The 22,587-nt window shown below is 34.7% G+C and carries 25 protein-coding genes; 7 read left to right on the forward strand and 18 right to left on the reverse strand.

The features are described from left to right. Positions 1–11: 11 nt before the first annotated feature. From ACFFU9_RS14155 to prmC, 12 genes are all read right to left on the reverse strand, one after another. Positions 12–830: an enoyl-ACP reductase FabI gene (locus ACFFU9_RS14155; RefSeq protein WP_379862135.1), complete on the reverse strand. Its 819-nt coding sequence runs from the start codon at positions 828–830 to the stop codon at positions 12–14. A gap of 108 nt (positions 831–938) precedes the next feature. Continuing rightward, positions 939–2,591: a DNA repair protein RecN gene (recN, locus tag ACFFU9_RS14160; protein ID WP_379862136.1), complete on the reverse strand. Its 1,653-nt coding sequence runs from the start codon at positions 2,589–2,591 to the stop codon at positions 939–941. 75 nt (positions 2,592–2,666) lie between these two features. Beyond that, positions 2,667–3,554, reverse strand: coding sequence for a type IX secretion system protein PorD (gene porD / locus ACFFU9_RS14165; RefSeq protein WP_379862137.1), 888 nt, complete (start codon positions 3,552–3,554; stop codon positions 2,667–2,669). Then, entirely contained in the window at positions 3,547–4,758 is a 1,212-nt protein-coding gene (gene coaBC, locus ACFFU9_RS14170) for a bifunctional phosphopantothenoylcysteine decarboxylase/phosphopantothenate--cysteine ligase CoaBC (protein WP_379862138.1), read from the reverse strand. The genes porD and coaBC overlap by 8 nt, the downstream gene beginning before the upstream one ends. A 6-nt stretch (positions 4,759–4,764) precedes the next feature. Further along, the gene (locus ACFFU9_RS14175; RefSeq protein ID WP_379862357.1) at positions 4,765–5,094 is read right to left on the reverse strand and encodes a DNA-directed RNA polymerase subunit omega; all 330 of its coding nucleotides are present in this window, start codon (positions 5,092–5,094) and stop codon (positions 4,765–4,767) included. A 5-nt stretch (positions 5,095–5,099) separates the two neighbouring features. Further along, positions 5,100–5,933: an outer membrane protein assembly factor BamD gene (locus ACFFU9_RS14180; protein ID WP_379862139.1), complete on the reverse strand. Its 834-nt coding sequence runs from the start codon at positions 5,931–5,933 to the stop codon at positions 5,100–5,102. Between the two features lie 116 nt (positions 5,934–6,049). Then, positions 6,050–6,928, reverse strand: a complete 879-nt coding sequence (gene dapA / locus ACFFU9_RS14185; protein WP_379862140.1) for a 4-hydroxy-tetrahydrodipicolinate synthase — start codon at positions 6,926–6,928, stop codon at positions 6,050–6,052. After that, the gene (locus ACFFU9_RS14190; protein WP_379862141.1) at positions 6,918–7,448 is read right to left on the reverse strand and encodes a DUF6913 domain-containing protein; all 531 of its coding nucleotides are present in this window, start codon (positions 7,446–7,448) and stop codon (positions 6,918–6,920) included. Before ACFFU9_RS14190 ends, dapA begins: the two co-directional genes overlap by 11 nt. Positions 7,449–7,659: 211 nt before the next feature. Continuing rightward, entirely contained in the window at positions 7,660–8,439 is a 780-nt protein-coding gene (locus ACFFU9_RS14195) for a hypothetical protein (RefSeq protein WP_379862142.1), read from the reverse strand. 121 nt (positions 8,440–8,560) lie between these two features. Further along, positions 8,561–8,935, reverse strand: a complete 375-nt coding sequence (locus ACFFU9_RS14200; protein ID WP_379862143.1) for a hypothetical protein — start codon at positions 8,933–8,935, stop codon at positions 8,561–8,563. 423 nt (positions 8,936–9,358) lie between these two features. Beyond that, positions 9,359–11,359, reverse strand: coding sequence for an NAD-dependent DNA ligase LigA (gene ligA, locus ACFFU9_RS14205; protein ID WP_379862144.1), 2,001 nt, complete (start codon positions 11,357–11,359; stop codon positions 9,359–9,361). Positions 11,360–11,525: 166 nt separating this feature from the next. Beyond that, on the reverse strand, positions 11,526–12,407 hold the full coding sequence (gene prmC, locus ACFFU9_RS14210; RefSeq protein ID WP_379862145.1) for a peptide chain release factor N(5)-glutamine methyltransferase: 882 nt from the start codon (positions 12,405–12,407) through the stop codon (positions 11,526–11,528). Between the two features lie 124 nt (positions 12,408–12,531). On the opposite strand from prmC, the gene ACFFU9_RS14215 reads away from it, so the two are divergent. From ACFFU9_RS14215 to ACFFU9_RS14230, 4 genes are read left to right on the forward strand one after another with little or no spacing between them, the layout of a single operon-like run. Next, entirely contained in the window at positions 12,532–12,987 is a 456-nt protein-coding gene (locus tag ACFFU9_RS14215) for an LEA type 2 family protein (RefSeq protein WP_379862146.1), read from the forward strand. A 2-nt stretch (positions 12,988–12,989) separates the two neighbouring features. Next, complete coding sequence (gene ribD / locus ACFFU9_RS14220; RefSeq protein WP_379862147.1) at positions 12,990–14,039, forward strand: bifunctional diaminohydroxyphosphoribosylaminopyrimidine deaminase/5-amino-6-(5-phosphoribosylamino)uracil reductase RibD; 1,050 nt, start codon at positions 12,990–12,992, stop codon at positions 14,037–14,039. Next, a complete protein-coding gene (locus ACFFU9_RS14225; protein WP_379862148.1) occupies positions 14,032–14,643 on the forward strand; it encodes an HAD family hydrolase in 612 nt (203 codons plus the stop codon). Before ribD ends, ACFFU9_RS14225 begins: the two co-directional genes overlap by 8 nt. Positions 14,644–14,648: 5 nt before the next feature. Beyond that, positions 14,649–15,272, forward strand: a complete 624-nt coding sequence (locus ACFFU9_RS14230; RefSeq protein WP_379862149.1) for an IMPACT family protein — start codon at positions 14,649–14,651, stop codon at positions 15,270–15,272. Here ACFFU9_RS14230 and ACFFU9_RS14235 read toward each other — a convergent pair. Next, positions 15,259–15,657: an acyl-CoA thioesterase gene (locus tag ACFFU9_RS14235; protein WP_379862150.1), complete on the reverse strand. Its 399-nt coding sequence runs from the start codon at positions 15,655–15,657 to the stop codon at positions 15,259–15,261. The two genes, ACFFU9_RS14230 and ACFFU9_RS14235, sit on opposite strands and share 14 nt — an antisense overlap. 183 nt (positions 15,658–15,840) lie before the next feature. On the opposite strand from ACFFU9_RS14235, the gene dnaA reads away from it, so the two are divergent. The 3 genes from dnaA to ACFFU9_RS14250 all read left to right on the forward strand — a co-directional run bounded on the left by dnaA (position 15,841) and on the right by ACFFU9_RS14250 (position 18,549). Continuing rightward, positions 15,841–17,268, forward strand: coding sequence for a chromosomal replication initiator protein DnaA (dnaA, locus tag ACFFU9_RS14240; protein WP_379862151.1), 1,428 nt, complete (start codon positions 15,841–15,843; stop codon positions 17,266–17,268). A gap of 11 nt (positions 17,269–17,279) precedes the next feature. Then, positions 17,280–17,744, forward strand: coding sequence for a low molecular weight protein-tyrosine-phosphatase (locus tag ACFFU9_RS14245; protein ID WP_379862152.1), 465 nt, complete (start codon positions 17,280–17,282; stop codon positions 17,742–17,744). Between the two features lie 82 nt (positions 17,745–17,826). Beyond that, positions 17,827–18,549, forward strand: a complete 723-nt coding sequence (locus ACFFU9_RS14250; protein WP_379862153.1) for an SAM-dependent methyltransferase — start codon at positions 17,827–17,829, stop codon at positions 18,547–18,549. 10 nt (positions 18,550–18,559) lie between these two features. On the opposite strand, the gene ACFFU9_RS14255 is transcribed toward ACFFU9_RS14250, so the two are convergent. The 5 genes from ACFFU9_RS14255 to dapF form a co-directional block, all read right to left on the reverse strand. Continuing rightward, a complete protein-coding gene (locus tag ACFFU9_RS14255) occupies positions 18,560–19,225 on the reverse strand; it encodes a peptidoglycan-binding protein LysM (protein ID WP_379862154.1) in 666 nt (221 codons plus the stop codon). Between the two features lie 111 nt (positions 19,226–19,336). Continuing rightward, positions 19,337–20,248: a DUF2279 domain-containing protein gene (locus tag ACFFU9_RS14260; RefSeq protein WP_379862155.1), complete on the reverse strand. Its 912-nt coding sequence runs from the start codon at positions 20,246–20,248 to the stop codon at positions 19,337–19,339. Further along, complete coding sequence (gene mltG / locus ACFFU9_RS14265; RefSeq protein ID WP_379862156.1) at positions 20,245–21,288, reverse strand: endolytic transglycosylase MltG; 1,044 nt, start codon at positions 21,286–21,288, stop codon at positions 20,245–20,247. The genes ACFFU9_RS14260 and mltG overlap by 4 nt, the downstream gene beginning before the upstream one ends. Beyond that, positions 21,289–21,819, reverse strand: coding sequence for a GNAT family N-acetyltransferase (locus ACFFU9_RS14270; RefSeq protein WP_379862157.1), 531 nt, complete (start codon positions 21,817–21,819; stop codon positions 21,289–21,291). It abuts the gene before it with no gap. Then, the gene (gene dapF, locus ACFFU9_RS14275) at positions 21,807–22,586 is read right to left on the reverse strand and encodes a diaminopimelate epimerase (protein ID WP_379862158.1); all 780 of its coding nucleotides are present in this window, start codon (positions 22,584–22,586) and stop codon (positions 21,807–21,809) included. The genes ACFFU9_RS14270 and dapF overlap by 13 nt, the downstream gene beginning before the upstream one ends. Position 22,587: the final 1 nt, after the last annotated feature.

Here is a 22,587-nt window from a genome sequence, read left to right on the forward strand (position 1 = left end):
AAAATAAAAAACTACTTTTCGTTCATAAAGGTTTCCATTATGGCACTACTTACGCCCATGTTGCTAAAGCCACCGTCATGAAATAGGTTTTGTAATGTAACACGTTTAGTCAAGTCACTAAACAAAGATATAGTGTAATTAGCACAATCTAAAGCTGTTGCATTACCAAGTGGAGACATTTTATCGGCATAAGCAATAAAACCATCAAAACCTTTTACGCCACTACCTGCAGTAGTTGGCGTAGGAGATTGCGAAATGGTATTGACTCTCACCTTTTTATCTCTTCCAAAGAAATAGCCAAAACTACGGGCTACACTTTCCAAATAAGCCTTATTATCTGCCATATCATTGTAATCTGGGAATACACGTTGTGCTGCCATATAAGACAAAGCTACAATACTTCCCCATTCGTTCATCGCATCGGCTTTATAAAGCGTTTGCATTACTTTATGAAAGGACATAGCAGAAACATCTGTTCCTTTCTGTGTAAAGTCATAATTTTGATTGGTATAATGGTTGCCTTTTCTAACGTTAATGGACATGCCGATAGAATGTAATACGAAATCGATTTTTCCACCTAGAATTTCCATAGATTTCTCTACTAAATTTTCCAAGTCTTCTATAGAAGTCGCATCAGCAGGAATAATTTGAGAACCCGTTTTTTCGGCAAGCTCGTTAATTTGGCCCATTCTCATAGCTACTGGCGCATTTGTTAATACAAATGTTCCACCTTCTTCATGAACGCGCTCTGCCGTTTTCCAGGCAATAGAATTGGAGTCCAATGCTCCAAAAATAATTCCCTTTTTTCCTTTTAGTAAATTGTATGACATATCAATTGTTATTTATTTATAAGCGTAATAATGGTTTATTATATTATATAGTTGTAATCTTATTTCGGGCAAATTTAGAAAACTTTAACCGTTAAATTTAAATTTTTTTCAATTTAGCAATTCTTTAGCATGTGCAATAGCGGAATCAGACATTTCTACCCCCCCTAACATTTGGGCAATTTCCACTATACGTTCCTCTTTATTCAACTTCACCAAATTGGTTCTGGTTACCTCTGCCACATCTTCTTTATACACCTTATAATGCCAATGGCCTTTAGCTGCAATTTGCGGTAAATGTGTAATTGAAAACACCTGCATCGTTTCGCTCATTTGAAGCATAATATCGCCCATTTTGTTAGATATTTCTCCTGAAACACCTGTATCAATTTCATCGAACATAATAGTGGGAAGTTGCATATACTTTGAAAGAATGGATTTTATTGCCAACATAATCCTTGATAACTCCCCTCCTGATGCCGCTTTTTTAAGCTCATTAAATTCTCCACCTTTATTGGCCGAAAACAGAAAAGACAATTCATCTTTTCCATTAAGCAAGAAGTCTGCACTTGGCACCAAATCTATTTTGAATTGCGCATTGGGCATTCCAAGTCCCATTAAAGCGTTTTTTAGTTGTTGAGATAGGTCTGGTATGGCTTTAGAGCGCTTATCGTGGATGGTTTTAGAAATCGCATTTAAAATCTCAGACTTTTTGTCGATTTCTGTTTGTTTTTCCTCAATGGAGGCATCTAAATTTTCGGTTATGGCTACTTTTTCTTCTAAATCATTTTTTATTTCAATCAATTCTAAAACATTATTTACAGCATGTTTATGCATTAAGTTATTGATGGTTTGCAACTTAGCATTAACAATCTCTAAACGCTTGGGGTCTGCTTCCAAACTATCCTGAAGCACATCCAACTCTCCAAATACATCGTCCATTTCTATAAGGCTACTTTGCACCCTTTGGAACAAATCGTCATACTTAAACGAGAAATCCTTTAGTTTTTGGAGGTTGTTTTTCAACTCGGTCAATGTAGATAGCACACCTATTTGATCATCATTCATCAATTGATACGACGACGACAATTTTTCTTTAATAGCTTCTACATTATTTAACGTTTCATGCTCCGCCTCAAGCTCTTCCAATTCACCATCAACCAAATTAGCCTCTATCAATTCATTGAGCAAAAACGCATTGTAATCATATTCTTTAATAGCTTCCGCTTTTGAATCTAAAAGTCTTTTAAGCTCTTTTTGAGTGGTTCTGTACCCTTTTAATTCGGTTTTATAATTAAAAATTGTGTTTTCATTATCTGCCAGAGCATCGATAATTTGAAATTGAAAATCATGACTTACCACTTGTAAGGTTTGATGTTGAGAATGTATATCAATCAAACGCTCGCCCAAAAGCTGCAAACTGCTTAATTTAACAGGAGAATCATTTACAAAAGCTCTAGATTTTCCCGAAGGTAGAATTTCACGCCGAATAATTGTTTGGTTTTCATAATCTAAGTCTTCAGCATTAAAAAGCGCTTTAAGATTGTAATTTTCGATATGGAAAACAGCTTCTATAATGCATTTTGAAGTTGTATCTTTTAAACTACTTAAATCGGCTCGTTTACCTAAAATTAAAGATAGGCCTCCTAATAAAATAGATTTTCCAGCACCGGTTTCTCCAGTAATAATAGACAACCCATTCTTAAAATCCACTTGAAGGCTATCGATTAGAGCGTAATTTTTTATAGATAATGAGGTAAGCATTTTTTGATTTAGTTTTCAGTAATTAGTCGGAGTTCTCCATTAGCAGTATGCTGTTGGTTGTGAATATTTTAGTTTTTAAAACTTGATGTTTCGCCATTTTGCAGAGTGCATAGGCGCTACTTTTTGTAAATTATCTTTAACAGCAGCAATATTTACATTAGGGCCATCAGAAAAAATCTGTTCAATTTCATCGGCTTTGGCATCAAAAAAGGATCGTAATAATATAGAGTTGGGCCTACGGCTGTTCATGGCTACAAATTGATTTAAAACAGATGCAATTTGTTCTTTACCTTCTTTAGCATCTCCCCCCATAACGTCCAGTCCTTCACGGTGGTAATTATACATAACGCTCCTAAATTCCTTAAAGGTTGATGATAGCAAATTATCAATTAGCGCAAATCTACTCTGCAAACCATCTTCCAATTTCCATCCTTTATAATTTTCTTGTTGGGAATAGTTAACGATTGTTTGGGCTTGTTTAAAATATGGGTCGCCACCATTTATACTAAAAGTATCGGCATCTAGACCTAAAACCATATAAACGTGAAATGCGATAACAGAAACCAAATTAGACTCAAATTGATTTGCATTAAAAATCAAGTTTTGAAACTCTAAATATCTAAATGAAAAGTCTTTATCATTTATATTATATATGGGCGTGGAATAAGACGAACCAAACACAGGTCGCGTAGATTGTACTTGAAGCGATCCTGAAAAAGACTCACCACTGTACTCTGTAATGCTAATGACCATATTACAGTTGATACGCTCTTGGGCAGCAAATGTTCTGTTGGTCCATTTGGTGGTGTTTAAAAACTCATTCAGTTGCTTTTCCAAAGTTTTAAAAACTTGCACATTTTCATCACCTGTCTGGCGTGCATTCACTACTACATTCCCATTTAATTCTTGCGAATAACTATGGACATTGATACAAACCAATAAGAGTATTAAAATATTACGCATGTATGTGTTTTATAATAACATTCCACAAATCTTCGGCCACCTCAGTTTTAGACTTTAATGGATGTTCTGTTATATGCTCTTCTGCATCAATAAAAGTTACTTTATTGGTTTCTGTTTTAAAACCCGCACCTTTATCATTTAACGAATTTAACACAATTAAATCTAAATTCTTGTTTTTTAATTTCCCTTTTGCATTTTCAATTTCATTGTTGGTCTCTAAAGCAAAACCGACTAAATACTGCTTGTTTTTTATACGTCCTAAAGACGCTAGAATATCTTGGGTTTTCTCTAACTCCAAGGTTAAGACAGGTTCTTTCTTTTTTATTTTTTGAGCGGCTACTGCTTTAGGTCTAAAATCGGCTACTGCTGCCGAGAGTATCGCTATATCGCAATTCCCAAAGTGTTTATGTACTGCTTCATACATATCTTGTGCGCTAATCACAGGAGTTACATCGATAAGATTATGGGTAACTTTTTGATGCGTTGGCCCTGAAATCAGAAAAACTTCGGCACCCAGGTTCGCTGCAACTTTAGCGATTTCAAACCCCATTTTCCCACTAGAATGATTTCCAATAAAACGTACGGGATCTATAGCCTCATAAGTAGGGCCAGCTGTAATAACTACTTTTTTTCCTCGAAGGGGAAGTTTGCCTAAAATATCCTGTTCTAAAAACGCAAAAATAGCTTCGGGTTCTGCCATACGACCTTCACCAATTAACCCACTGGCCAGCTCGCCGCTAGTTGCAGGAATCATGATATTGCCATAATCTTTAAGAATGTTCAAAGAATTAATGGTGCTCTCGTGTTTATACATGTCTAAATCCATCGCAGGTGCGAAGTACACAGGACATTTTGCAGAAAGATAAACAGCCATAAGTAGATTATCGCAAGTACCCTGTGCCATTTTGGACAAAGTATTAGCTGTGGCTGGTGCAATAACGAAAAAATCGGCCCATAGCCCTAAATCTACATGGTTATTCCATGTAGCGTCACCCTCATCTTTATTTACAAAAGATGAATAGACCGGGTTTTTAGAAAGTGTGGATAAGGTTAAAGGGGTGATAAATGCTTTCGCAGTTGGCGTCATGACAACTTTTACATGAGCGCCTGCCTTTATAAACAATCTTACTAGTGAAGCTGTTTTATAAGCGGCAATACCAGCAGTTATGCCCAATAGTATATTTTTGCCGCTTATTATACTCATTAGAAATTACTCCTGATTATCTTGTTCAGTATTTCTGAAATAAATTTTGTCTGTTAACCATTCTTGAACTGCTAAAGCATGTGGTTTTGGTAATTTTTCGTAAAATTTAGAAACCTCAATTTGCTCTTTGTTTTCAAAAATCTCTTCAAGACTGTCGTTATAAGTCGCAAATTCTTCCAACTTATCAATTAACTCTTTCTTGATTTCAGTATTTATTTGTTCTGCACGTCTAGAAATAATAGAAATAGCCTCGTAAATATTTTCAGTAGGCTCTTCAATTTGATTTCTATCGTAAGTCACAGTATTGACCGGAGCATTTGTTTTTTTTAAATCCATTGTCATTATATATTCTCTTTAGTGCTATATGCTTTTAATTCATCTTCTATTTCTAAAGCCATTTTTTCTGCTTCTCCCATAAATTCTGAATTGGGATAACTTTTCTTAAATGCCTCGTAATATTTTTTCGCTTCGTTTAAACGTCCTTCTTTCAAATATTCTATACCCCTTAGTGTCTTTTTAAATTCCAGACTATTAATAGCCAATTTGTAAGCAGAATCCAATTGATAAAACAACGCTTTTTCTCTTAACACCGATCCTGGGAAATCAAAATTAAAATTCTCAAAAGATTTTATAGCTGCGGGATAATCTGAAATATGATTGTATTGTTTAGCAATACTATATGCTTTTAATTCCAATTTATAATCCAGTTCTCTAACCAACTTACTAGCTTCTGTAAGGTATTGAGAATTGGGGTATACATTAATAAACTCTTGGAGTTTCTCTATGGCTACTTTAGTGTCTTTTTGATCTTTGGTATAAACGGGAGAAAGCATATAATAACTTTTGGCTGCTAAAAAAGCAGACTCTTCTCGTTTCTCACTCTTAGGATAACTAGACACAAAACGCTCAAATTGATAGCTTGACACATAATAATCCTTCATTTTATAAAATGAATTGGAATATAAATACATCAATTTTTCAGCTTGGGGCTTACCTCTATAATTTGGTACTATTTGAGCAAAAAGCTTATTGGCCTTCTCATATTTACCATCGTTATAATAGGCTTCTCCCATTTTAAATTTCTCGCCAATATCTTCAGATTTCAAAACCTTTTGATATTCGCTACAAGAGCTTAAAACTATGAAAGTGAGTAATATATATAAATATTTATTCATGTAATTAAAACAGTTTGCAAAATTAAGCTATTAAAGTGGATTTAAAAAATATTATTTTACTGCTAAAATAATTGTTGCACTAAGGTAATTAGCAGATTTGTATATTTTTTAACATTTTAAAATGCCGCTACAAAACGGTTAATTTTTTCTTTAAGCTCTTCAGATGCGGGTACCAATGGCAGTTTAACGGTATCCTCACACATATTTAAAGCTTTAAAAACAGCCTTGATTCCAGCGGGATTGTTTTCTTCAAAAATATAACCAATAACATCCATTAATTTAAAATGAATCTCATATGCGGCCTTTACTTCGCCCTTAAGCCCTAAACGAATCATGTTGGAAAATGCCTTTGGAAAAGCCTGGCCTATTACAGAAATAACCCCTGCACCACCAGCCAATACAATGCCTAATGCCAAATCATCATCCCCAGAAATAATTAGAAAATCTTTTGGTTTATTCTTTAATAACTGTAAATATTGAGAAACACTGTTACCTGCTTCTTTTACGCCTATTATATTTTTAAAATCTTGAGCCATTCTTATTGTGGTTTCGGGCTCTATGTTTTTAGACGTTCTGCCTGGTACATTATATAAAATAATATCAATAGGACAAGCTTCTGCAATCACTTTAAAATGCTGGTAAATACCTTCTTGTGTAGGTTTACTATAATAAGGTGTTACAGACAAGATTGCATCGATATTGGATAAATCTGTCGTTTTTATCTCTTCCACGACCTCGGCGGTATTGTTCCCTCCAATTCCCAAAACCAGAGGCAATCGTCCTTTATTGGCATTAGAAATGGTTCGTACCACATCTTGCTTTTCCTCTTTTGTTAAGGTAGCACTTTCTCCTGTAGTTCCACAAATTACCAAATAATCTGTACCATTTTCAATATTGAAATTGACAATATGTGTCAACGCATCATGATCTATAGTTAAATCTGATTTGAACGGGGTAACCAACGCCACTCCAGTACCTATAAATTTACTGTTCATTTTTAATTTTATTTAATATCATTAAGTATTTTAAAAGCTCGTCCTTAAATATTTCAAATGCTTCTACATTCGTTTTGATAATTAAATCGTTTAAACGAATATCTGTCTGCATAATGCCTATTTTAAATTTTGCTTTAGACAAAGCGGTCATTAATTTGAGTTGCAAATCCTCGTGGGTGTAATAACTTATCAAAGCATCGAACCCAGTATCTAAAAAAGTCTTTAATTCTACATTTTTAATCGTGCCGCTCCAGCCAAAATCCTTGGGTTCGCAATAGAGCTTCCAAGCGCTAAATTCAGCATTATTTTTAGCAGAATATGCTATAATCTTTAGTTGGTTTTGATGAATATTCAAACCATTTGCCAAGGCTGCAAAACTTTCAAAATCAACATATTCATCAGCACTCAGAATCACTCCTAAGCTCTGAATCTTACTATCGCCCACGTAAACATTACGTTTGGACAACATTTTATTTAAATGTTTTTTATTTGATTTCTCCTTAAAAGCCTTTAAAATCATTTACTTCTAAACTTTCGGCAAAGGTACTAAAAGTAGATTCAAATTATTGATTTTAAATATGAGGTTTACATATTTAATTTATTTGTTAAAATTGTATTATTTAAATGCGGCTCGATACCATTTTTACTTACACACAGAAGCTGTTTGATGTCCTACGCATTTTAACGCTCTATAAAAATAGTTTTACAACAAACACGTAAACCTCATTCACTTATTTAAACAATACGTTGCTCTTCTCTGGGCTAAACCATACATTTTCGGAGGGTTTTAAAAAATTTTTAGCGGAAATAACGTCGTGTTCCCTATTTGATACTACTATATATTTAAACAAAAACAGAAATCCTAATAGATGCAACGTTCTATCGAGCATGGCTAAACGCAAATCATACACATAGTACAAGCTTATATCGTTTAATATTTTAGAAGATAAAAAACACATGCTTAACATTAAAAACAAAATAGAAGCTCTAGATTCCTTAATTAAATAAATGGCTAAAGCTATAAACGACATAATGAGCAAGCATGCACTTTTTAAAGTAACAAATAAAATTTCCGCACTATCGGGACTATTGCTTTTAACAAGCCCAAAAAAAACGAATAAAAAATAGGCGCTTATTAAAAACATTAACATTAGATAAGTCCCAACCACTTTATCCATTTTAATAAAGCTAAATTTAGACCACACAGCACCTATTAAACAAAAACACCCTATGATATACATCAAGTTATAAGATTTCTCTAATAGTCCATAATTTGTAAAAGCAAATGCAACATCACCCAGAAACACACCTAAAAAGCCCAGCACCAAAAGAACGCTGGTTCCAATGCGTTTAAGAAAATAGCCAATCAATAAAGCAGGTATAAAAAATATATTAATCAAGTTTAACACAAGAATACTATCCGTAAAATACGCGATGGTATTTATAATAACCACTAACACTAAAGCATAAAAAAAAATTCTAGAAGAACTGATGGAAAGCTCGTTTCTCATAGTATATTTATTAAGTAGGTTTAACAAATATAACAAAAAAAGACACTATACCGATAATAAATGCTTTTTATCGATAATATAGAATTATTTTATACGGATTTAAGTTTTAGAAATACTTATTTTAAATAACAAGCCCTTTGGCCCTTTCATTTTCTAATCCTGATTGTTGGTAATAAAAAAAGAAAGCCAAAATTGCCAGAGCAGAAGAAATAGAATTAAGCATATTGGTTTCTGTAACATACAAATATGCTATATTAAACACCTCTGAAAACACAATACATAAAGACGCAATAAAGAGTAGCAGGGCCTTTTTATTATCCATATAAAAGTAATTTATAAGCGATAAAGAAAGCACTAAAAGCATAACAATATTATAAATAAGTTCTACAAAATACTCAGGAACATATTCTTCTGAATCTACTATATACGGATTAATAATAATCTGTAAGACATATATAATATAAATATTAAGCGCAGACAATACCGCTATATGCATCTTATAATTTCTTATGATGGGGCGGAGCCTTAAAGATTTACAGATTTCGAATATCAGAAAGGTATAAGCTAAAATATAAAGGGAGTTGCCAAAAAAATATAAAATAAAATAGGGCATACTAAGCTCAAAAAATGACAGCAAATCAGAAATAGCATAACATATCAAAAATAGGCTAAAAAAAAGTGTTTTCTTTTTAACATTCAAAAAATAAAGCAAAGTAAACAATGGCACAATTAAAGCCCAACTACATCTAGAGATAAGCTCGATTTTTAAAAATTGGGAAGTAAAAAAAAGCACACATGTCACAGCAATTAGCATTGCTAAAATTTTTGACCTGTACATAAGTCGGTTTATTGATTTATAAAACAAATATATATAATTAATACAATTAAACGTTGAAAAACCATACATTATCGGTAAATATCATGACTCGCCTATCATTTCCAAAAATTCATACTCACTTAACACTGTGATATTTAACTGCTCTGCTTTTAGTTTTTTACTGGGTCCCATATTTGCACCAGCCACAATAAAACTTGTTTTTGAGGAAATAGAACCACTTATTTTTCCAGCATTATCTTCTATTAATTTCTTTAGCTCATCTCTTGAAACGCTCTCAAAAACGCCTGTTACAACAAAGGTTTTGCCTTCCAGTTTATTAGTTTGTCCTTTTAACTCTTCTGCAGAAACCTCCAGTTGTACCCCAAACGCTTTTAAACGATTGATGATAGCGTTGTTTTCTTCTGAAGCAAAAAAGGCATGGACGCTTTCAGCAATTCTTACACCTATCTCATCTACTGTAACCAAGTCGTCTGTTGATGCATGCGCAAGCGCATCGATACTTTTATAATGTTTGGCTAGTTTTTTTGCAACGGTTTCCCCAACATATCGTATGCCGAGAGCATATAAAACACGTTCAAAAGGAACGTTTTTAGAGTGCACAATACCATTAATTAAATTCTCTGCACTTTTATCTGCCATACGCTCCAAGGGCATTACTTGAGACTTGGTAAGCTCGTACAAATCGGAATAATTAGATATTAAGCCTTCGTTAACCAATAGCACGACGGTTTCCCCACCCAAACCTTCAACATCCATCGCTTTTCTGGAAATAAAATGTTGTATACGACCAACAATTTGCGGCCTGCACCCATTATAATTAGGACAATAATGTTGTGCTTCGCCGTCTTGCCTCACCAAAGTTGTGTCACATTCTGGACAATTTGTAATATACGTTGTCGGTTGAGAATCAATGGGGCGTTTTAACATATCTACACCTAAAATTTTCGGGATGATCTCTCCGCCTTTTTCAACATATACCTCATCCCCCTCACGAATATCCAATCGCTCAATTTGATCGGCATTATGCAAAGAAGCCCTTTTTACTGTAGTACCAGCCAGCTCAACAGGCTCTAAATTTGCTACTGGGGTTATTGCTCCTGTTCGCCCTACTTGATAGGTAATGCTATTTAACCGAGTGGAAACCTGTTCTGCTTTAAACTTATATGCCATAGCCCAACGTGGTGCTTTTGCCGTATAACCCAATTCTTCTTGCTGTTGTAAATCGTTCACTTTTACAACAATGCCATCGGTTTCATAAGGCAGAGCAAAACGATTTTCGTTCCAGTACGCTATAAATGCCAAAACTTCTTCAATAGAATAAACCAGTTTAGTTGCTTCAGGAACCTTAAAGCCCCATTCCCTCGCTTTTTCTAAACTTTCAAATTGAGTACGTATTCCTAAATTAGTTCCTGTTAAGTTATAAAGCAAACACTCTAACGGACGCTTAGCCACTTCTGCACTATCCTGAAGCTTTAGACTACCAGCTGCGGTATTTCTTGGATTTCGATATGGTTCTTCACCAATTTCAATACGCTCTTCGTTCATTTTTTTAAACCCTTCGAAAGGCAATACAATCTCTCCACGTATATCAAACTTTTGTGGATAATCTCCTTTCAATTGCAAAGGCACAGATTTAATGGTTTTTACATTCGCCGTGATGTTATCACCTTGAAAACCATCACCACGTGTTACTGCTTTCTGTAAAAAACCGTTTTCATAGGTTAAGCTTATAGATGCGCCATCATATTTTAATTCACATACATACTGAATGGCACCATCTACCATTTTTTTTATCCTCGTTTCCCAATCTTCTAAATCTTCTTTAGAATAAGAATTATCTAAAGAATACATACGATACTCATGGGGAATAGTTTCAAAATTCTTGGTAATGCTACCACCAACACGCTGTGTGGGCGAGTTGGCATCAAAAAACTCAGGATGTTTCGCTTCAAGTGCTTGAAGCGCTTTTAACTTTATATCGAATTCGTAATCTGAAATGCTTGCATTATCACGTACGTAATAATTATAATTATGTTCGCGCAATTCGCTGCGTAAGCTTTCTATTTGTTGCTGTATGCTCATTTATTATTGTTCGCTCTTGTAATGAGCGGCATTTATTTTTTTATTAAACCTGAAAAAAAATGTATTTTAAAGAATACTAAAATAACACATCTTCCTTAGTGTTTAGACTTCAACTTCTATGTTTTTATTTTTTATTTTCATTAGAAATGACAAAATGCTCCCGTTTTTAACCAAGGCATGCTTTTATCATTCTGTCTTTTTTAAAGATATCTTGTTTTAATACTGTTTTTTCAAAGGCCTTACTTTCCAATAGCCTAATCATATCATCTCCTAGATACTCATTGATTTCAAAAAACAAACGGCCACCTTTCTCTAAGTTATAAGTAGCGAAATGAGCAATAGCATTATAAAACACTAATGGACGCTCATCTTTAACAAAAAGCGCTAAATGAGGCTCGTTTTCTAATACATTAGCCTTCATGAGTTGTTTTTCTTGTTCGCGCACATAAGGCGGATTGGACACAATAATATCAAACTTAATCTTTTCTTTATTGTCATGGGAAGTGCATGGCAGCACAAAACCATCCATCTCCTGCTTCAAAATATCCGCTTCAACAAAAACCACATCAACAGTATTTAATGTTGCGTTTTTTTTTGCCAGGCTTAAGGCTTCTTGGCTAATATCTAAAGCATATACCTTAGCGTTGGGCAAATTTTTCGCTAAAGAAATGGCTATACAGCCGCTACCCGTACCAATATCCAAAATTTTTATTTCTTTATCTTGTTCCGCCTCTTCTATCACCCATTCTACCAACCCTTCCGTTTCTGGTCTGGGAATCAAAACATGGGGGTTTACTTTAAAAGTTAAACTATAAAACTCGGTTTCCCCCATAATATACTGAATAGGCTGCTGTTGCTTCAACAACTCTAAAGCCTCGCCTATGGGTTTAAAGTCTTCAACCTCCATCTCTGTATTTAAGGCCAATTGTAGTCTAGATACTTTATAATAGAACGCTAACAGCATATAAAAAAAGTGATCCACTTCCTCGGAAGAGTACATAGCGTCTAATGCTTGATGAAAGCTGTTCTGGATGTCTTTTAATCTCATTAAAATACGTTCTTACAAGTTACACTGGCTCTTCTTTAGTTCGCAAATAACTTAGTATCTTTGCCGACTCTAAACCCTTCTTTTTTTTAAAAGAGTGAAGATACATCAATTCAAAAAAACACATATGAAAAGACTTATAATCTTATCAACAATATGCACTGTGCTATTGGGCTGTTCCATAACCGAAAGCCCTCAATTTATTGGTATTGAAAACATTAAAGTCTTAACATCCACATCTAAACATATCACCTTTACTGCCGATGCTTTATTTAAAAACCCCAACGCCATTGAAGGCACATTAAAAACAGACGCTATTAAAGTGTTTGTGAACGACAATGAAGTAGCAACCGTATCTTCTGAACGTTTTAATGTACCTGCAAAAAAAGATTTTAGCATTCCTTTAAAAACCAATGTACCAACAGATAGTCTTTATAGCAACAAAAACTTAAGTGGGTTATTAGGAAGTATTTTTAGCAAAAAAATAAAAATTCAATACAAAGGGGATATAAAATATACTGTTTTTGGGTTTTCCCACACCTATTCTATTAATAAAACTGAAAACGTAAACATTAAATTTTAAAGGTGAGCACACACGAAACATACATAAAGCGCTGTATTCAAATCGCTAAAAATGGCTTAGGCCACACCAGACCGAATCCTATGGTGGGAAGCGTAATTGTTCACAACAACAGGATTATAGGCGAAGGCTATACCAGTAAATATGGAGGCAGCCATGCCGAAGTGAATGCTATAAATTCCGTAAAGAACAAATCATTACTACAAGACGCTACACTATATGTAACCTTAGAGCCTTGTTCTCATTTTGGAAAAACACCTCCTTGTAGCGACCTGATTATAAAACACAACATACCCCAGGTTGTAATTGGCTGTGTAGACGACCATGAGCAAGTAGCCGGAAAGGGAATAAAAAAACTTAAAGATGCTGGTTGCACCGTTATCGTAGGCGTTTTAGAAGATGCGTGCAAACGCCACCACAAACGGTTTTTTATGTTTCATAACAACAAACGCCCTTACATTATTTTAAAATGGGCAGAAACGGCTGATGGCTTTATCGCACCTTTATCTAAAAACGAACAAAAACCAGTATGGATCACTAATGCTTACTCCAGGCAATTGGCACACAAATGGCGTGCTGAAGAGCAAGCAATTCTAGTAGGCACGCATACGGTTTTACAAGACAACCCCAGCTTAACCACCAGGGACTGGGCAGGAAACAACCCCATTCGCGTGGTTATGGATAAAGATGAAAAGCTTATAAAAGATTTTGCGGTATTTAATACGCAAAGTGAAACACTAACCTTGGTAAATTCGCAAAACAACACAAAAACCAAAAACGCACACAGCTTAAAAAGTATTAATTGGAACACTACATCTTCTATAGCGAAACAAATTTGCGATGTTTTATTCCAAAAAAACATCACATCTGTTATAATAGAAGGTGGTACCAAAACACTACAAACGTTTATTGACGAAAATCTTTGGGATGAAGCACGTGTTTTTACTGGAGCTACTACATTTAAAGAAGGCATAAAATCCCCTTCATTTTCTGGAGAATTATGTTTCCAGCAAATGCTTATTACAGATATTTTGAAAATTTATAAAAATGATTAAAACCCTTATTTTCGATTTCGGAAACGTCTTTATCAATTTAGATATTGAAAAGGCACACAAACATGCTTTAGAAACCTTTAAAATTGAAGCTTTATCCCAAGAGATGGTAGCTTTTAATAGTTTTTACGAGCAAGGCTTAATTTCTACAGAAGAGTTTATTGGCTTTTATACTGAAAACTTCCCCCACCTACCTCAAGAAGACCTAGTGTCTGTTTGGAATTATATGTTAAAAGATTTCCCAAAAGAGCGTCTGCTTTTTTTAGAGGAACTTAAAGCCGCTTCAACATACAAACTCATCTTATTAAGCAACACCAATGCGCTACATATCGATTGGGTAAAAGAAAACATTCCTCACTTTGATGCTTTCAAGAGCTGTTTCGATGCCTTTTACCTTTCACATGAAATTAATTTAGTAAAACCTAATGCCGATGTTTTTGAATTTGTTTTAGCTGAAAATAACTTAGAAGCGACAGAATGCCTCTTTATCGATGATAACGCAGACAACATAAAAAGCGCAAACGCATTACAGACCCATACGTGGCACATCAATCCTAAAACAGAAGACGTTTCAACTTTATTCACAACGAAAAGCAATTTATTTTAATTCATTTGACAGAAAAAGACACATACAAAACTATTGACGTTGCACCTGAACCTGTTTTGTTCAAAGAAAAAAACAGCAAATTTTTCGGCTACGCCTTTCCTGTTTTTGATGAAGAGCGTGTTAGGTCCCATTTAGACCGGTTAAAAAAAGAACACCACGCTGCAAGACACTGGTGCTATGCCTATCAGTTAGGAGTTGAAACCATAAGCTATCGCGCTAACGATGATGGTGAGCCAAACAACTCTGCTGGCATGCCCATTTACGGTCAGATCCAATCGTTTGATGTGACCAATATCTTAATTGTAGTTGTGCGTTATTTTGGTGGTGTAAAATTAGGGGTTGGCGGGTTAATCCAAGCCTACAAAACTGCTGCACAAATGGTACTAGAGCAGGCCCAAATTATTGAAAAAACAATAGACATACATTATTTAATTATTTTTGAATACAAACTCATGAATACCGTTATGCATATTATTAAAGAAAGACAGTTAGACATAATCAATCAAAAATTAGAACTAAATTGTCAAATCACTATTTCTGTTAGAAAAAATGAAGCAGAAACCATCTTTGATATTTTTAATCGCCTATTCGAAATAACCATCAAGCCCATATTGCTTAAAAACCAATAGCCTTCAATATATATTCGGGCACCCTCATGGGGCGGTTAGATTTCTTATCCATAAACACCAAAGTTGTACTGGCCGTTGTTAACAACTCTCCCTTTTCATTGGTTATTTCATAGTCAAATTCAATCTTGGCAGTAGGCTTGTTTTTTAGTTGTGTTTTAACATTAATAACATCGTCATAACCGGCAGATTTTTTATAATTTACATTTAAAGAAACCACGGGCAACATAACCCCATTCTCTTCCATAGACTTATATGATACCCCCTGTTTTCGCAACCACTCAATACGCCCCATTTCTAGATATAGCGCATAATTCCCATGGTAAACCACCCCCATTTGGTCGGTTTCTCCATATCTCACTCTTATTTGTATTTCATCGATCTTCATACTAAACTTTGAATTATTTTTTGTAGTTTCGGCTAACGGCTAAACATGATGAAAAAAATCTAGATAATCAATAGTAAATGATTTTTTTTTTACGTTTTTTGTTCACATATTTGCCATGCTTAAAAAGGGAAAGAATATTTCGATTTTCCACTAATAATAATCTAACAAACCGTCAATTTAACAATGAGTGTAACTGCGCAATCGGTATGGCATAACTGTCTTGAATTTATAAAGGATAATATCCAACCGCAAGCATATAAAACTTGGTTCGAACCAATTAAAGCAGTTAAACTTGCTGACAATGCATTAAGCATTCAGGTTCCCAGTAAATTCTTTTATGAATGGCTTGAAGAACATTATGTTAAAATACTAAAAGTATCTTTAACAAAAGAGTTAGGAGAAACAGCCAAACTTGTTTACATCATCAAGATGGAAAATACGTATGGTAACAAACAACCTTTTACAGAAAGGATTCCAAGTTCGAATAGAAGTGCCGTGAAATCTCAAGAAGTGGATGTGCCTTTTGGCAATAAAAACCCTGAATTGAGAAATCCTTTTGTAATCCCAGGCATCAGGAATTTACAAATAGAATCTCAATTAAATCCAAATTACAGTTTTGAGAATTTTCTAGAAGGCGATTCTAACCGCTTGGCACGTAGTGCCGGTTTAGCTGTAGCTTCAAAACCTGGAGGGACTTCTTTTAATCCGCTTCTTATTTTTGGAGGAGTTGGTTTGGGCAAAACCCATCTAGCACATGCTATCGGGGTAGACATTAAAGACAAATATCCTGAGAAAACGGTTTTGTATATTTCTGCTGAGAAATTTACACAGCAGTATATTGATGCTGTAAAGAAAAACAACCGAAATGATTTTATACATTTTTATCAAATTATAGATGTATTGATTATTGATGATGTACAATTTCTTTCTGGAAAAACAGGAACGCAAGATGTTTTCTTCCATATATTCAATCATTTACACCAAAATGGAAAACAGGTTATTTTAACCAGCGACAAAGCACCAGTGGATATGCAGGATATAGAACAGCGCCTGTTATCCAGGTTTAAGTGGGGGCTTTCTGCTGAACTTCAAAATCCAGATTTTGAAACTCGTGTATCTATATTAAAGAACAAACTCTATCGCGATGGTGTTGAAATGCCTGATGATATTATAGAGTATGTGGCCAAAAATATTAAAAGTAATGTTCGAGAATTGGAAGGTGCTATTATTTCATTAATTGCACAGTCTTCTTTCAACAAAAAAGAAATCACCATAGATTTGGCAAAACAAATTGTTGAAAAATTTGTTAAGAACACCAAACGTGAGGTTTCTATAGATTACATACAAAAAACGGTATCCGATTATTTTCAAATGGACATCAGTACTTTGCAATCTAAAACACGGAAACGCCATATTGTACAAGCTAGACAATTAGCTATGTTTTTTGCTAAAAAACTAACTAAAGCATCTTTAGCTAGCATTGGTTCGCAAATAGGGCAACGAGACCATGCCACTGTATTACATGCCTGTAAAACTGTGGACAATCTATCATCAACAGATAAGCAATTTAAAAAGTATGTTGATGATATTACTAAAAAACTTTCGATTTAAAAATTTATAAAATGATCAATATTCTGATGGTATGCTTGGGCAATATATGTCGTTCCCCATTGGCCGAAGGCATTTTAAAATCCAAACTTCCTAAACAAGCGTTTACAGTAGATTCTGCTGGAACCGCAAACTATCATATTGGGAATCCTCCTGACAAACGTTCTATTGCAGTGGCTAAAAAATACGGTTTAAATATTTCAAACTTAAAAGGACGTCAATTTTCAGTATCTGATTTTGATCGTTTTGATTATATTTATGTCATGGACCAGTCTAACTTTGATAATGTACTGGAATTGGCAAGAAATGAAAAGGACAAAGCGAAAGTAAAATTCATTTTAAATGAAGTATATCCCAATCAAAACCACGATGTTCCCGACCCCTATTATGGCGGGGATGAAGGTTTTGAGTCGGTTTATAATATGCTCGATGAGGCTTCTGAGGTAATTGCAAAAAAACTTCAAGCTCAAATTTCTTGACAGGGCCACACCTCTTTTTTTATATTACAGAAATAACACATGTTAACCCGATTAAAACCATTTAAAAAATCATAAACCATTGATGAGCCACCCTATTGGAACACTATACCTAATCCCTACGACTTTAGGCGACAACGAACCTTTAGAGGTACTGCCCATATCTGTAAAAAAAATAATTGAACAAACCAATACCTTTATTGTTGAAAATGAAAAAACAGCGAGACGGTTTATAAAAAAAATAAATCCTAGTAAACAGCAATCTACTTTAGAGTTATTTCCATTGAATAAGTTTACAGACAGCAGCTTACTTCCAGGGTTTCTAGAGCCATGTTTAAAAGGCTCCCATGTGGGCTTAATCTCTGAAGCAGGATGTCCTGGTGTTGCCGATCCTGGCGCCGAAATTGTAAAAATCGCCCATCAGAAAAATATAAAAGTGGTTCCATTGGTAGGACCATCTTCCATTTTAATGGCCATGATGAGTTCGGGGATGAACGGACAAAACTTTGCCTTTAATGGGTATTTACCCATAGACAAGACCGAACGAAAAGACGAGCTAAAGCGATTAGAGCGCATCTCTTTTGACCAAAACCAATCTCAAATATTTATAGAAACCCCTTATCGCAACAATAAAATGCTCGAAAGCTTGTGTGCTATTTTAGATGACGATACCCAGATTTGTGTAGCTTGCGACATTACACTTTCAACAGAATTTATAAAAACAAAAACTGCACATGCGTGGAAAAAAAATAGTGTAGATCTCCATAAGAGACCTACAATATTTATCATACACAAATATAAATATTAGTATAGGCTTTTTAAACTGAATTTGCTTTGGCCTTCTTATCCGGTTTTAAGAATGACGTGTCGTAACCTGAAAACCGTTTCATGTAATACTCTATAGTGGTACCATAACCATCCTCAAAATTATCTACGCCATAACTTCTCAAATAACTTTTTACACTGCCTGGACCTGATAAATGTGCCGCAGCTAGAATTCCAGATTCGGTAATTAAAATACCATTAATTCGTTTACCTACAAAGTTCCTAATATCACGTCTTAAAATCCACTTATTACGTTGTGCATTGGCAATAAATGCTCTTTCTTGAAGTGCTGGATCATTTAAAAACTTTTCAGTATTGTAAATACCAATTAGCTTCAAGGTTTCTTTACCAAATTGGTATTTACCTAAATATCCATAACTATTTACAGTAAAATAATTACCTCCAGACTCTTTAAAAGCCAATGCTTCTTTAAAGCCTACAAACGATTTTCCCAAATGTGGTGAAAACAATTTACTCTCTTTCTCTGACGATAAATTGCCAAACGTAGCACTATCCCCTTGGTTAACTGTATAATTCAATACTAATCCCTTGGTTGAGTATTTACTGATATCGAACGCTTTATCATTAGAAAGCGAAACAAACAATAGAATACATATTGTAAGTGATATTGTAAAATAACTTGCAATACTTTTTCTCATAATTTATAAATTTTTTGGGCAAATCTTAATATAAAATAAGCCTTGAAATTTGAGCGTGCAAAATTACGCTTTTTTTCAATTAATTCAAAATTAATCGTTTATGTGTTCACTTTAATTGTAGAATAGATGAAATACACACCTTTCCTTATTAAATTCTAAGGCAGGGAATGGAATCTTTATCGAATTGAAAATACTGAAAACCGACTTTAAAAACGCCGAATTTGTTTTTATTTTTTTTAAATTCACATCAAAACTCAAATAATATTGAGCCATCCGGTCTTGGTTTGACATAAAAGAATCGTCTAAACCAGAGACCCCCGTTAACATACCTTCAGCCCCATATCCTAAGGCAATATTAAACCATTTTGGAATTTGGCTATCTTTAAAAAAAGCATGTAAATTAATACTTAACCAATACGTTTGTCCGTTATAATCCTTTAACACCTCTTCTAGTAAACCATTGCCTAACTTATCTGGCCGTTGTGAAGCATATTTTGTTTGATGAAAAGAAAATTTTAATGCCACACGTTGCTCATTCCATAAGAGCTCTTGGCCAATATACAATCCAGTTCCCGCAGCATTTGCTGCAATATCACCCCAAGAAAATCCCCATTCTTTCGAGAAACCATCTAAAACCTCTACTGCTGTTAAAAATCCAAAACCTAAAGTACCACCATAAAGTAACTGATTTTTTTTACTAACACCGCTCCAATTTAAAGTTTCTGCACCAAACCGCCCTAACTGATAAGCCGTAAAGGCATGCCCCATTTTATCCATTTGAAACCATTCCTGATTATCATTTATAGTATGAAATTTAGAACGGGCATACTCTTGATACCACAACTGATCTAAAGCTATTAACGATATACTTGCAAGAGCCGCCTCTGTAATTACCACAAAATCCCTGCGCGTTTTATTTAAAACCTCACTAGACTTCAACAAAACGGGCGCTTCAATTTGGGACAAAGACAAAAGAGGCAGTAAGAGGAAAAATAATGCATATATAAAAGACGAGCGTTTCATCTGTTTATACCCTGAGAAGACAAATACCTATGGTATTCTCTCGCGTTTACATTATGTTGGGATAAGGTTTTGGCAAATTTATGATAGCCCAAGCGATTTGCATCTGCAGCAAAATACAGGTATTGGTGTTTTTCGTAATTTAAAACAGCATCAATAGCAGAAATATCTGGCATAGCGATTAGACCTGGTGGTATGCCAAGATTTTTATATGTATTATAAGGTGAATCAATATCTTTATGAATATTCAAAACTCTTTTTATAACGGTATTTTTATATTGTGGCAATTGGTAAGCTGCAAATTTTAATGTAGGATCTGCTTGCAATGGCATACCTATTCGCAATCGATTCATATAAACCCCCGCAATACGCGGTTGCTCTTCAGATTGTTTGGACTCTTCATAGACTATGGACGCCAACGCTATAACTTTATCGCGAGATAAGCCAATAGTTTCTGCTTTGTTTTTTCTAACATCATTCCAAAATCTATTATATTCTTTAAACATCCTGCTTCTGTATTGTTCCGCAGAGGTATTCCAGAAAAACTCATAACTATTTGGCAAATACATGCCTAGAGCTGTAGCAGGTGTAAAGCCATTGGCCTTCAAGAAAGCCTCATCTTTCATCGCATGTAATAAAGATAAGCTGTCTTCCTCTATTTGGCTGGCAATGCGACCCGCAAGTTTTTCAATACTATCTTGGTTGTTGAAAGATAAAGTAATGGGAATATTACGGCTTCTTATCGAGTTGATAATAGCATTGTTATTCATTCCCTTTTTTATTGCGTATTTCCCCGCTTTTATATTCGTAATATATTTTTTACGTTCTGCCAATGCATCAAATGTCTCTATATCTATTAATAGGGGTTCCAATTGGCTACGAACCTCATTATATCGACTATTAGTAGGAATGTAAATGTAGGCCGTTTCATTATTAAAAGCGGTGTTAGGCTTAAACATAGCGGCATAGATATAATATGCAAAAAAAGCAGAAATGACCAAGCCAACGAGGGCTATAACTATAAGTATTTTTTTTATATACATCTATTTATTGATGAGTTGAAACACATATTCATTTTTATAAACTCCGTTGGAATAACTCCAATCTTTTTTTAATCCGATTTTTTCGAACCCATGATTCCGAAACAACTTGAGGCTCACGTCGTTTTCTTCAGAAATATTACAATACAACTGATGTAGCCCTAAATGCATAAAACAATAGTCAATCAGTATCTTAAGAGCTTCACTTCCATAACCTAATTGCCTGTTTTTTTCATTTTTTACTACAATGCCTACTCCTGCTCTTTTGTTCTTAAAGTCGAAATCGAAAAGATCGATTAAGCCAATGGCTTCATTATTATAAGTGGAGATTACCAATCGCAATTGTTTGGCCTCATAAATATCTTGATGGGCGTTTTCTAAATATTGTTTAATTAAAAACCTAGAATAGGGCGCAAGAGTACAGCTTATTTCCCAAATAGACTCATCATTTTCAACAGCATGGACAAAATCCAGATCTTCTGGTTCTAATGCCCGTAAGTAAACACCATTTCCTTTTAAACTTATCCGATCCATTCGCCTTTAAAAACAAATTTTGCAGGTCCTATTAACCAAACGTTTTTATAGCCCCCATTCTGCACCTCAAACCGCACTTGCAGCTGGCCGCCCTGAACTTCTAATTTTATAAGGTTTTCTTCTGTTTCTCCAATATAATGCATGGCCAAAGCCACTGCAGTTACACCTGTGCCACATGACAAAGTTTCATCTTCCACTCCACGCTCATAGGTACGAACTCTAAAATTTGTTTCAGATAATTTCTTCACAAAGTTAACATTGCTACCTGTATGGTTATAGGGCGCACCATAGCGAATCCTAGCGCCTTCTGTTTTAATATCAAAATCCTCTATCTTGCTTTCAAACTGCACATGATGGGGGGATCCTGTATCTAAAAAAACATGGTTTGCAAATCTATCAACCTTGGCCACGTCTTGCATCTGGAGGTTTACAACACCATTTTCAATAGTTGCATGGTGCAGACCATCAATAGCTTCAAAAGAGCATTTGCGCTCTATAATGCCCAGTTGTTTTGCAAAAGCAACCAGACAGCGCCCACCATTGCCACACATGGAACTTTCGTTACCATCGGCATTATAATACACCATTTTAAAGTCTAAAACCGTATGATTTTCCAATAAAATGAGTCCGTCTGCTCCTATGCCAAAACGTCTGTCGCATAATAAAGCGATGTGTTTGGTATTGTTTTTGTCGAATAGTTGTTGACGATTATCAATCATCACAAAATCGTTTCCTGTTCCTTGGTATTTATAAAAAGTATGTTGCATA

Source organism: Mariniflexile ostreae (genome assembly GCF_042427585.1).
GTDB lineage: Bacteria > Bacteroidota > Bacteroidia > Flavobacteriales > Flavobacteriaceae > Pseudalgibacter > Pseudalgibacter ostreae.